This window comes from Mesobacillus sp. QJM3NY_10 (assembly GCF_056173465.1).
In genome coordinates this window covers 1-12,500 of sequence record NZ_CM149675.1, presented here as the reverse complement: position 1 = coordinate 12,500, position 12,500 = coordinate 1, and the positions used below count along the sequence as shown (strand labels likewise).

General features: G+C 44.7%; 8 protein-coding genes and 1 rRNA gene. All 9 read right to left on the bottom strand.

Annotated features, from left to right (window positions below; translation table 11 throughout):
- Window positions 1-103: 103 nt before the first annotated feature.
- The 9 genes from AC0VX7_RS00045 to dnaA all read right to left on the bottom strand — a co-directional run bounded on the left by AC0VX7_RS00045 (window position 104) and on the right by dnaA (window position 12,500).
- A 16S ribosomal RNA gene (locus AC0VX7_RS00045) occupies window positions 104-1,654 on the bottom strand.
- Window positions 1,655-2,043: 389 nt separating this feature from the next.
- On the bottom strand, window positions 2,044-3,129 hold the full coding sequence (locus tag AC0VX7_RS00040; protein WP_475426212.1) for an HD-GYP domain-containing protein: 1,086 nt from the start codon (window positions 3,127-3,129) through the stop codon (window positions 2,044-2,046).
- A gap of 93 nt (window positions 3,130-3,222) precedes the next feature.
- The gene (gene gyrA, locus AC0VX7_RS00035; protein ID WP_475426211.1) at window positions 3,223-5,778 is read right to left on the bottom strand and encodes a DNA gyrase subunit A; all 2,556 of its coding nucleotides are present in this window, start codon (window positions 5,776-5,778) and stop codon (window positions 3,223-3,225) included.
- 128 nt (window positions 5,779-5,906) lie between these two features.
- On the bottom strand, window positions 5,907-7,814 hold the full coding sequence (gyrB, locus tag AC0VX7_RS00030) for a DNA topoisomerase (ATP-hydrolyzing) subunit B (protein ID WP_475426210.1): 1,908 nt from the start codon (window positions 7,812-7,814) through the stop codon (window positions 5,907-5,909).
- A 131-nt stretch (window positions 7,815-7,945) separates the two neighbouring features.
- Window positions 7,946-8,194 carry an extracellular matrix regulator RemB gene (gene remB / locus AC0VX7_RS00025; protein ID WP_041965165.1) on the bottom strand — a complete coding sequence of 83 codons (249 nt, stop codon included), beginning with the start codon at window positions 8,192-8,194 and terminating at the stop codon, window positions 7,946-7,948.
- A 10-nt stretch (window positions 8,195-8,204) separates the two neighbouring features.
- The gene (gene recF / locus AC0VX7_RS00020; protein WP_475426209.1) at window positions 8,205-9,323 is read right to left on the bottom strand and encodes a DNA replication/repair protein RecF; all 1,119 of its coding nucleotides are present in this window, start codon (window positions 9,321-9,323) and stop codon (window positions 8,205-8,207) included.
- A 19-nt stretch (window positions 9,324-9,342) separates the two neighbouring features.
- Window positions 9,343-9,558, bottom strand: coding sequence for a S4 domain-containing protein YaaA (gene yaaA / locus AC0VX7_RS00015; RefSeq protein WP_023613365.1), 216 nt, complete (start codon window positions 9,556-9,558; stop codon window positions 9,343-9,345).
- A 276-nt stretch (window positions 9,559-9,834) separates the two neighbouring features.
- Window positions 9,835-10,971 (bottom strand): DNA polymerase III subunit beta, encoded by a 1,137-nt coding sequence (gene dnaN, locus AC0VX7_RS00010; protein ID WP_475426208.1) that lies wholly within the window; start codon window positions 10,969-10,971, stop codon window positions 9,835-9,837.
- 182 nt (window positions 10,972-11,153) lie between these two features.
- The gene (gene dnaA / locus AC0VX7_RS00005) at window positions 11,154-12,500 is read right to left on the bottom strand and encodes a chromosomal replication initiator protein DnaA (RefSeq protein ID WP_475426207.1); all 1,347 of its coding nucleotides are present in this window, start codon (window positions 12,498-12,500) and stop codon (window positions 11,154-11,156) included.

Sequence of the window (12,500 nt, the reverse complement as noted above, 5' to 3'; positions counted from 1 at the left end):
CCCTCAAAACTAAACAAACAAGCGTACAACTATGCGGATTGTTAAATCCGCAGTACGAATCGAAAGATTCGCATTCCGATTGCCATTACGGCAATATCCTTAGAAAGGAGGTGATCCAGCCGCACCTTCCGATACGGCTACCTTGTTACGACTTCACCCCAATCATCTGTCCCACCTTAGGCGGCTGGCTCCATAAAGGTTACCCCACCGACTTCGGGTGTTACAAACTCTCGTGGTGTGACGGGCGGTGTGTACAAGGCCCGGGAACGTATTCACCGCGGCATGCTGATCCGCGATTACTAGCGATTCCGGCTTCATGCAGGCGAGTTGCAGCCTGCAATCCGAACTGAGAATGGATTTATGGGATTGGCTCGACCTCGCGGCTTCGCGACCCTTTGTTCCATCCATTGTAGCACGTGTGTAGCCCAGGTCATAAGGGGCATGATGATTTGACGTCATCCCCACCTTCCTCCGGTTTGTCACCGGCAGTCACCTTAGAGTGCCCAACTGAATGCTGGCAACTAAGATCAAGGGTTGCGCTCGTTGCGGGACTTAACCCAACATCTCACGACACGAGCTGACGACAACCATGCACCACCTGTCACTCTGTCCCCCGAAGGGGAACGCCCTATCTCTAGGGTTGTCAGAGGATGTCAAGACCTGGTAAGGTTCTTCGCGTTGCTTCGAATTAAACCACATGCTCCACCGCTTGTGCGGGCCCCCGTCAATTCCTTTGAGTTTCAGCCTTGCGGCCGTACTCCCCAGGCGGAGTGCTTAATGCGTTTGCTGCAGCACTAAAGGGCGGAAACCCTCTAACACTTAGCACTCATCGTTTACGGCGTGGACTACCAGGGTATCTAATCCTGTTCGCTCCCCACGCTTTCGCGCCTCAGCGTCAGTTACAGACCAGAGAGCCGCCTTCGCCACTGGTGTTCCTCCACATCTCTACGCATTTCACCGCTACACGTGGAATTCCGCTCTCCTCTTCTGCACTCAAGTTCCCCAGTTTCCAATGACCCTCCCCGGTTGAGCCGGGGGCTTTCACATCAGACTTAAGGAACCGCCTGCGCGCGCTTTACGCCCAATAATTCCGGACAACGCTTGCCACCTACGTATTACCGCGGCTGCTGGCACGTAGTTAGCCGTGGCTTTCTGGTCAGGTACCGTCAAGGTACCGGCAGTTACTCCGATACTTGTTCTTCCCTGACAACAGAACTTTACGACCCGAAGGCCTTCATCGTTCACGCGGCGTTGCTCCGTCAGACTTTCGTCCATTGCGGAAGATTCCCTACTGCTGCCTCCCGTAGGAGTCTGGGCCGTGTCTCAGTCCCAGTGTGGCCGATCACCCTCTCAGGTCGGCTACGCATCGTTGCCTTGGTGAGCCGTTACCTCACCAACTAGCTAATGCGCCGCGGGCCCATCTGTAAGTGACAGCCGAAACCGTCTTTCAGCTTTCCCTCATGTGAGGGAAAGGATTATCCGGTATTAGCTCCGGTTTCCCGAAGTTATCCCAGTCTTACAGGCAGGTTGCCCACGTGTTACTCACCCGTCCGCCGCTAATCTTCAAAAGCAAGCTAATGAAGATTCGCTCGACTTGCATGTATTAGGCACGCCGCCAGCGTTCGTCCTGAGCCAGGATCAAACTCTCCAAGAAAGAGTTATGAGTTAGCTCATAAAGTTAAAACGTTGGCTCATGTTCTTATAGAAGAAACATGATCATTTATTGTTTGTTGACGCTTGTTTGTTTAGTTTTCAAAGAGCAATTCTTGCATCGTCGCCCAGAAGCGACTTTAATAATATAACATTTGCTAACTGTATAAGTCAATAACTTTTTTTTCAAAAACTCTTTATTTGAAGTTGTTGTTCCGTTACTGACTTTGAAGATTATATCAGGCAAATTATTTTAATGCAATACATTTTAACCACTTTCTCAAATCTTTATAGTTTTTACTCCTATCCCTTTTTCCGAACTCCAAAAGACAGAGGCCTATTCTTCTATTTAGAATTTAAGAGAGAGAAACAAAAGCCAGCATCGCAGCCGGCTTATTGGATGATTTCCTCGATATGCAAGTACCTGTTCTTTTCCAAAGCAAGAATCTGGTCTGTTTCTAGCAGTTTAACCAACGGCCTTGCCGGATTCTTTTCTTCTACAAAAATAATTTCAGCTGCCTGTCCATCTGAAAGGCGGATTTTTGTACCAACTGAATAATTCATTATTGCAGAACTCAATACTTTAAGAGCAGTAATGTCGAATTCTCCAAATAGCTCTTCATTGATCATCTCGATCACTTTGAATGGAGAGTGTTTTGGCTTATAGATTCTTTCCGATGTCATCGCATGGAAAGAATCTGCTACAGCAAGGATTTTTGCAAAAGGATGAATCCTGTTTGCCTTTTCACCAAATGGATAGCCGCTGCCATCCATTCTTTCATGATGATGAAGAATCGCAATTTTTGTGGCCTCCTTCAGCAATGAACTATTCTTTACCATCTGATAGCTGTAAGTAGGGTGCTTTTTGATTTCCTCAAATTCATCTACTGTCAGAGTCGTGTTTTTATTAAGAAGTGTTGGACTGATTTTCGCCATGCCGCAGTCCGATAAACATCCAGCCAGTGCAATTTGGGTTATATCCCCTTTGCTGTATTTCAGCTTTTTGGCGATGAAGGCACTGATAATCCCTACAGCCAAAGGATGATCATATATGTATTCAGTCTTGGTTGAATAATGATGAAGATTAAATATATCCGACGAAGTCATTTCAACCTGCTCAATCAACGGGACAATAATGGACCTCAATTTAGCAACATCTATCTGCATTCCTGATTGCCAGGAGATAAACTCTTTTTTGAAGTTCTGTCTCGCCTGTAAAAACAAATCGATAAAAGTTTCTCCACCCTCATTAGGCTTCAAGCCTGACTTCTTATCGCTGCCTGTTGAAGGTGCAAGGAAAGGCATTCCATTCACTAACGTTTTCTCAACATCCACTTCTTTAACCAAAAAAACTTTCAGTATATCGATTAGATGCCCAGACAATACTGTTTTTTTGTTCATGATAGGTCTATTAGTTTTACTTAGAACATCATCAGTAAGGATACAGCCCTCTTTAAGGTTGTCTACGAGTACGCGCAAGGCTTTCCACCCCAGAATTTAAATTTTCTTACAATTATTTTACTTTATTTTACCAAAAAAGAGGAACACATTTTTGTGTTCCTCTCAAAAAGTTTATTCTTCTCCCTCTTCAGCCGGTGTTTCAGTCGCTTCTGCTTCTTCACTGCCAACTTCTTCAGGATCAATTATTGTTGCTTCAGCATTTTCATCGAGTTCGAGGTCTTCAGGTTTCTCTTCTTCCTTATCGACTTTAGCCACTGTCGCAACATATTCATTTTCCGCTTTATTAAGGCTGATTAATTTTACCCCTTGCGTATTACGCCCTGTCATTGAAATAGAGCTTACAGGGATCCGGATCAGGACTCCACCTGTTGTGATCAGCATGAGGTCTTCCTCACCAGTCACGACTTTCATCGTCACTAGGTCGCCGTTTTTATCGGTGATGTTACATGTCTTGATTCCTTTACCGCCGCGTCCTTGCCTTCTGTATTCTTCAGAAGGTGTTCTTTTACCGTATCCGTTCTTTGTTACCACGAGGATCTCGGCACTTTCTTCAAGTACTTCCATGCCGACAACTTCATCGTCACCAGATAGAGTAATACCCTTTACTCCGGTGGCAGTACGGCCCATAGAGCGGACATCGGTTTCAGGGAAACGGATCAATAAACCGTTCTTCGTGCCAATGATCATCTCTTTGCTGCCGTCTGTCATACGGACAGAGATCAATTCATCACCCTCACGAAGGTTTAGGGCAATTAAACCATTGTTGCGGATATTCGCAAACGATGAAAGTGGTGAACGTTTTGAGATTCCTTCTTTCGTTGTGAAGAACAGGAACCAGTCATCCACGAATTCTGAAACAGGAATAATGGCGTTGACCCATTCTCCCTTCTCGATTTCCAATAGGTTGATGATTGGGATACCCTTTGCTGTCCTGCTGAATTCTGGGATTTCGTAACCCTTCGAACGATACACCTTACCTTTGTTTGTAAAGAACAGGATGGTATCGTGCGTTGAAGTAGTAATCAGATGTTCTACGAAGTCATCTTCATTCGTTCCCATACCCTGGATTCCGCGGCCGCCGCGGCGCTGTGCTCTATATGTCGATACAGGCAGGCGCTTAACGTAGCCGTTATGTGTAAGGGTGATGACGATATTTTCACGAGGAATCAAGTCTTCATCCTCGATCATTTCAAGACCACCGGACACAATCTCTGTGCGGCGCTCATCATTGAAGCGCTCCTTAATTTCAGTAAGCTCTTCACGGATGATTTCAAGCACTTTTTCATTATCAGCAAGGATCGCTTTTAATTCTGAGATCAGCTGCATAAGATTTTGGAATTCTTCTTCGATCTTTTCGCGCTCCAAGCCTGTAAGCCTCTGTAGACGCATATCAAGGATCGCCTGTGCTTGCTTTTCGGATAACTTGAACTGTGTCATCAATCCTTCTCTAGCGATATCCGTCGTGCGGGAGCTTCTGATCAGGCTGATGACCGCATCAAGATTATCAAGCGCGATTCGCAACCCTTCAAGAATATGAGCACGTGCTTCTGCCTTCCTAAGTTCAAACTCTGTGCGGCGTCGAATGACGATTACCTGATGGTCAAGATAATATTCAAGGCATTGCTTAAGGTTCAGAACCTTTGGCTGTCCATCGACTAAAGCAAGAAGGTTGATACCAAAGCTTGTCTGCAGTGCAGTTTGCTTATAAAGGTTATTTAAAAGGACATTGGCATTCGCATCCTTGCGAACCTCAATGACAATCCTCATACCCTTACGGTCAGATTCATCCCTCAAATCTGTAATGCCATCGAGTCTCTTGTCGCGAACTAATTCTGCAATTTTTTCAATCAATTTGGCTTTGTTAACCTGGTAAGGAAGTTCTCTGACGATGATGACTTCCTTGCCGTTTGATTTCTGTTCGATTTCAACCTTCGCACGCAGGGTAATTGAACCGCGGCCCGTCTCATAAGCTTTACGGATGCCACTGCGGCCTAATATCAATCCCGCTGTTGGGAAGTCAGGTCCTGTGATGATCTCCATCAATTCCATGATCGTCATGTCAGGATCTTTACTGATCGCCAATACGCCATCTATAACCTCACCAAGCTGGTGGGGAGGAATATTTGTCGCCATTCCGACCGCGATACCTGAAGTACCGTTGACGAGCAGGTTCGGGAACCTTGAAGGCATGACAATCGGTTCTCTTTCAGAACCGTCATAGTTGTCCTGATAGTCAATTGTATCTTTATTGATGTCACGCAAAAGTTCCATCGAGATTTTTGACATACGTGCTTCTGTATAACGCATCGCCGCTGCGGCGTCGCCATCGACAGAACCAAAGTTTCCATGTCCATCGACAAGCATGTAACGGTAGTTAAAATCCTGTGCCATACGGACCATTGTGTCGTATACAGCAGAGTCACCGTGCGGGTGATACTTACCGATTACTTCACCGACGATCCTCGCTGACTTTTTGTAGGCCTTATCCGAATGCATACCCAGGTCATGCATCGCGTACAGGATCCTTCTATGTACCGGCTTCAAACCGTCACGGACATCCGGAAGCGCACGTGCCACGATAACACTCATGGCATAATCCAAGAAGGATGAACGCATTTCCGTACTAATATTTATCTCTTTTACACGTGGATTTGGTGTTTCAGACATTTAAGAGAGACCTCCTTTAGGAACTCTGTTCAGCGTGGCCATTTAGGGGCAAAGCGCTCTGCGCGGCCCCTTGGCCATTTCAGAAAAAGCAGGATAGAGGCAAAACCTACTATCCTGTGCATATATTATTAAATATCCAAGTTCTTTACGTAAAGTGCATTTTGCTCGATGAAATTGCGTCGCGGCTCTACCTTGTCACCCATGAGGATTTCAAAAGTTTCATCCGACTCGATTGCATCTTCAAGGCTAACCTGGAGCAATGTTCTTGTTTCAGGATTCATCGTTGTATCCCATAACTGCTCAGGATTCATCTCACCAAGACCCTTATAGCGCTGGATGCCTGGCTTCGGCTGCTGTGGAAGCTCCGCGAGAATCTGCTCAAGCTGCTTGTCATTATAAGCATATTCGATTTTTTTGCCCTGCTGGATTTTGTATAAAGGCGGCTGGGCAATATAAATGTATCCTGCTTCAAGGATTTTTCTCATATATCGGTAGAAGAACGTCAATAATAAAGTTCGGATATGGGCACCGTCGACATCGGCATCGGTCATGATCACGATTTTATGGTAACGAGCTTTTGCAAGGTCGAAGTCTTCGCCGATTCCTGTACCGATTGCTGTAATGATCGCTCTTACTTCGTTATTGGATAAAATTTTATCCAGACGTGATTTTTCAACATTCAGGATTTTTCCACGAAGTGGCAGGATCGCCTGGAAGTGGCGGTCACGGCCCTGCTTGGCTGATCCGCCCGCAGAGTCACCCTCAACGACATAGATTTCACTGATAGCCGGGTCTTTTGAAGAGCAGTCAGCCAGTTTGCCCGGCAAGCTTGAAATTTCAAGCGCACTCTTCCTTCTAGTCAGTTCACGTGCCTTTTTCGCCGCAAGTCTTGCTCTTGCTGCCATAAGTCCTTTGTCGACAATCTTTCTGGCAACATTCGGGTTCTCAAGCATGAATTTTTCAAAGTGGTCGGAAAAGAGTGTGTCAGTTACCGTACGGACCTCTGAATTTCCGAGCTTTGTCTTCGTTTGGCCTTCGAACTGTGGATCAGGGTGCTTTATCGACACGATTGACGTCAAACCTTCACGAACGTCATCTCCCGAAAGATTTGAATCATTTTCCTTGAAGATTCCGTGTTTACGAGCATAATCATTAATTACACGCGTCAAAGCTGTTTTAAAGCCAAACTCATGAGTACCACCTTCATAAGTGTGGATATTGTTCGCGAAAGAGTATATGTTTCCTGTGTAACTATCGTTGTATTGGAGAGCTACCTCTACAGTAATGCCTTCTTTTTCACCCTCAATATAAATCGGTTCTTCATGAAGGACTTCTCGAGTACGGTTTAAATGCTCAACATAGGACTTGATTCCACCCTCGTAATAATACTCATTACTTTTGCCTTCACCGCGCTTATCCTCAATCGTGATCTTGATTGCTCTGTTCAAGAAGGCAAGCTCGCGCAGACGGTTCGCGAGTGTATCATAGTCATATTCCAATGTCTCGGTGAAAATTTCCGGGTCAGGCTTGAAGTGGACAGTTGTTCCCGTCCGGTCAGTTTCATCAATGACCTTCAGCGGGTCACCAACAGCGCCTCGTTCGAATTTTTGATAATGGACTTTGCCATCACGATGAACAAATACTTCAAGATAAGTAGACAGGGCATTAACAACGGATGCACCTACACCGTGCAGACCTCCGGAAACCTTATAGCCTCCGCCGCCGAACTTACCACCGGCGTGCAGTACTGTCATGATGACCTCAACCGCTGGCCTTCCCATCTTTTCGTGGATACCAACTGGGATTCCACGGCCATTATCCTGAACTGTGATACTGTTATCCTCTTCGATAATGACATTAATCTCGTCACAGTAGCCGGCAAGTGCTTCATCTATACTATTATCAACGATTTCCCATACAAGATGGTGCAAACCTTTTCCACTCGTTGATCCGATATACATCCCTGGACGTTTGCGTACAGCTTCCAGGCCTTCAAGCACTTGTATCTGGCTTTCATCATACGCTTGTCCTTGCATGGATTGTTCCTCCATTGCCATATCGATCACCTACACTTTCATTTTCACTCAACTTTTTTAAAAACTTAATCTATTAGCTATTTTCGCATATATCGTTGATTTTCGACATTTTTTGCGAATACGCTGATCTATTAAAATTCCTGTACGGATAATTTTTGGGAGCGTTTCTTTAATGTTCCTGATGCAAGTGGGGAATAATATATATGATTTCCTGTTACCACGATTGACTTGACCGTGCCTTTGGCCAAATGGACAATCTGCTGGTCCTGGCGCGTTATGAACTCTTCCATGAACGGGGAAGAGCTGGCGCTTTCGATATCCAATATAGCTATTATATCTTTTGTCCTTACAAGGACTTCTTCACCAACATGCAAATACATCGAGTCCACCTCATTGGATTCTTGACATTTCGCCGGTTTTCACGTTATAAGTGGCTGCTTCCCTTAATGTCTGATGGTCGATCCCATCCACACTTGTTGTGGTGACGAATGTTTGAACTTTTCCCTGGATGGTATTCAATAAATGGGATTGGCGATAATCATCTAACTCAGACAAGACATCATCAAGCAGCAAGATTGGATATTCCCCAATTTCTGAATTGATCAATTCGATTTCTGCCAATTTTACCGAAAGTGCCGTCGTCCTCTGCTGGCCCTGCGAACCAAATGTCTGGACATCGCGGCCATTCACGAAAAATTGCAGGTCATCCCGGTGCGGCCCGAACATGGTGGTACCGCGGTCAATCTCTCTTGTCTTTATTTTAGCAAATTTTTCTTCATACACTGCTATCATTTTCGACAAATCATCATCTTCTGATACGTCCGCGGAAGGTTTATACACGATTTTCAAGTCCTCAAGCCCTCTGGATATCCCTTGATGGATCGGCAATGCCCATTGTTCAAGCAAATGAAGGAATTCAAAACGCTTCACAATGATCCTCGCAGCTGCCTGGATAAACTGCTCCGTCAGTATATCTAGCATGGTATGGTCACTTGTTTTTTTGATTTGCAGCTGTTTCAGATAATGGTTCCGCTGCTGCAGGATCTTATTGTACTGACTGATATCATGCAAATAAATCGCTGATACCTGTCCTATCTCCATATCTACAAAGCGTCTTCTTACTTGAGGACTCCCTTTTACGAGGTTAAGATCCTCAGGCGCAAACATGACGACGTTCATATTGCCGACATACTGGCTTAGCTTCCGCTGTTCGAGATGATTTACTTTAGCCTTCTTGCCTTTTTTTGAAATGACAAGCTGCATTGGCAATGATCCGTTGTTTTTTTTAATCCGTCCCTCTATTTTAGCATATTCCTCGTCCCAGCGAATCAAATCTTTATCATTGGAGGTCCGGTGCGACTTTGCCATAGCCAGCACATAGATAGACTCCATGACATTCGTTTTTCCCTGGGCGTTTTCTCCAAGGATGACATTGACCTTATTTTCAAAAGTCGCCTCTAATCCCTGGTAATTGCGGTAGTTCCTTAATTGCAGCTCCTGTATATACATGAACAGTTCATCCTCTGGATTATTGCGTTATGCTGAACTCGCCAAAACCCGGAATCGATACCTGATCTCCGGAACGAAGCTTCCTTCCTCTTCGCTGATCTTGTTCACCATTGATAAAAACATCATGTTCACTTAAAAACCACTTTGCCATTCCGCCTGATTGAATTACATCGGCAAGTTTCAGGAATTGGCCAAGCGTGATATATTCCGTATCAATTTTTATTTCCTCATTCACGTTTCTCACCCTTTTCTTCCAAAAGGACTTAATACTTTATTTTACTAAATATTTTCCATAGAAACAAATTTTCTTATATTCAGTTGGATTTTCGCTCCAGGCACTTCGCTTTCCGCGGGCGGTCTAGGAGCCTCCTCGTCGCTTTCGCTCCTGCGGGGTCTCCCATGACTCGCTTTTCCCGCAGGAGTCTACGTGCCTTCCGCTACAATCCAATTAGTCTGTATTTAGCAACAAATAAGAAAAAACCACCAGTAAAAACTGGTGGCAATATGGATTTTAGTAAGTTCTTACCGGCAGGATTAGCTGCAGGATGGAGTCGTCGTGAAGCGGACGGATGACGAATGGTCTCATTGCGCCTGTGAAGCTGATTTGGATTTCTGTTCCTTCCAGTGCTTTTAGGGCATCCATCATATACTTCGCGCTGAATGAAATTTTCAGGTCTTCACCATCGATTGATTGGCTTTGAATTTCTTCGACAACAGTACCGATTTCAGGTGTGTTTGACGAAACCTCAATTGCACCGCCTTCGATTGTGGAGAACTTGACGACATTGTTTCTTCCCTCTCTTGCAAGCAGGGATGCACGGTCGATCGCATGAAGGAATTCCTTCGTATTAACGACTACATCTGTTTTGCTCTCAGTTGGGATCAATCTTCCTGTATCAGGGTAATTCCCTTCAAGCAGTCTTGAGAAGAATAATAAATGCTTTGCTTTGAACAATACCTGGTTTTCTGTAATGACGATATCCACTGATTCTGAGCTGTCATCAAGAATCTTGCTCAACTCTGTCAAACTTTTACCAGGGATGACCACATTGTAGTTGCCAGTGTGCTCTGCTTCGAGTTTCGCTTTTCTCAAAGCAAGCCTGTGGCTATCTGTTGCAATACAGATTAGTTCGTTGTTTTCTACTTTCCAGTTTACACCTGTCAAGATGGGGCGTGTTTCTGAGGTGGACACTGAAAAGACAGTCTGGCGGATCAGGCCTTTCAATAAGTCTGTAGGAATTTTGAATACATGTTCTTCCGAAATTTGCGGAAGATGTGGATATTCTTCAGCATCAAGGCCATTTAAGTTAAATTCTGATCTGCCAGAACGGATAATGGTCTGCAGATTGTTATGGACTTCGATTTCTACTGTATCTGTAGGAAGCTTTTTAACGATTTCACTAAAGAAACGCGCCTGCAAAACAATGGATCCTGGCTGTTTGATTTCGACGATTTCATCCCCAGCTTCTTCTTTAGGGATGAAAGATTCGATGGAAATATCAGAATCGCTGCCTGTAAGAGTTACTCCCTCTTCATTCGCAACAATCTTAATACCTGTCAAAATAGGGATTGTTGTTCTGCTGGTCACTGCCTTCATTACGTCTTGGACGCTTTGAAGCAATGAATCGCGCTGGATAATAAATCTCATTTTTTTGCCTCCAGTTAGGTATATTTTTTTCTTAAATGCATATATTAATATGTTTTAAAAAAAGAGTAGAAGTACTAGTAGGGCCTGTGGATTTGTGGATAAGTGGGTTTAATCAAAGGAAACACAGCCTATCCACATGTGGACAGACTGTGCGTAACCAATGGAGAGTTATTCACACTTTCCTAAACCCTTAATTGTTCATTTATATCTTTCAGCTGCCTTTGCAGGTTCGCATCAACTAAAATCATTTTAGATATTTTTTCATGGGCATGGATGACCGTCGTATGGTCACGGCCCCCGAATTCTTCTCCAATTTTAGGAAGCGAGAAATCAGTCAGCTCTCTGGATAAGTACATAGCGATTTGTCTAGGGTATGCTACGGATTTTGTCCTTTTCTTCGCTTTGAAGTCCTCTAGCTTCACATTGAAGTGCTGTCCGACAACCCTCTGGATGTCGAGAATCGTAATGACCTTCGGCTTTGAGCTCGGGATAATATCCTTTAGCGCTTCAGCTGCCAGGTCTGCATTGATATCCTTATTGATCAGTGAAGAATAAGCGACGACACGGATCAAAGCTCCTTCAAGCTCACGGATGTTAGAGTCGATCTGGTTCGCGATATAAAGCATAACCTCATTCGGAATATCCAGGCCCTCTGCTTTTGCTTTTTTACGGAGGATCGCAATCCTCGTCTCGAGGTCCGGCGGAGTAATATCAGTAATCAAACCCCATTCAAAGCGGGATCTCAGCCTGTCTTCAAGTGTTGGAATTTCTTTAGGCGGACGGTCACTTGAGATGACAATCTGCTTGCTTTCCTCATGCAATGTATTGAAGGTATGGAAAAATTCCTCTTGCGTCTGTTCTTTTCCCGCCAGGAACTGAATATCATCAATGAGCAAGACATCGACATTGCGGTATTTATTGCGAAAATCTCCCGCTTTGTTATCCCTGATCGAATTGATGAATTCATTCGTGAATTTTTCAGATGACAAATAAACCACTTTGGCATTCGGATTATGATCTTGAACATAGTGACCGATTGCATGCATCAAGTGGGTTTTACCAAGTCCTACGCCCCCATAAATGAATAAAGGGTTATAGGCTTTTGCCGGCGCTTCTGCTACTGCAAGCGACGCCGCGTGGGCGAAACGGTTGCCTGAACCAATAACAAAAGTATCGAATGTATATTTTGGGTTCAGCATGCTGACAGGCAGATCAGGAATATCGTCGTCCTTCCTCACTCGTCTGGGCGGCAATGGCATGTCGAGATCTTCTTCGTTCTGATTCTGGGGAATAATGAATTTTACAGAAAGCTCTTCACCAGTGATTTCATACAATATACCGCTGATTAACTGGGAATAACGTTCCTCCAGCCAGTCACGGGCAAACTCATTCGGGGCTGTAATCGTAAGGACATCACCCTGCAAGGAATGTGCCTTTGTTGATTTAAGCCATGTATCGAAACTAGGCTTGCTGATCTTTTTCTCGATTTTAGCGAGAGCGTTGTTCCAGAGATCTGCAATGTTCTCCAA

Coding starts and splice junctions, on each gene's coding strand:
- gyrA (WP_475426211.1), bottom strand. CDS start 5,778: ATGTCTGAAACACCAAATCCACGTGTAAAAGAGATAAATATTAGTACG.
- gyrB (WP_475426210.1), bottom strand. CDS start 7,814: ATGCAAGGACAAGCGTATGATGAAAGCCAGATACAAGTGCTTGAAGGC.
- remB (WP_041965165.1), bottom strand. CDS start 8,194: ATGTATTTGCATGTTGGTGAAGAAGTCCTTGTAAGGACAAAAGATATA.
- recF (WP_475426209.1), bottom strand. CDS start 9,323: ATGTATATACAGGAGCTGCAATTAAGGAACTACCGCAATTACCAGGGA.
- dnaN (WP_475426208.1), bottom strand. CDS start 10,971: ATGAGATTTATTATCCAGCGCGATTCATTGCTTCAAAGCGTCCAAGAC.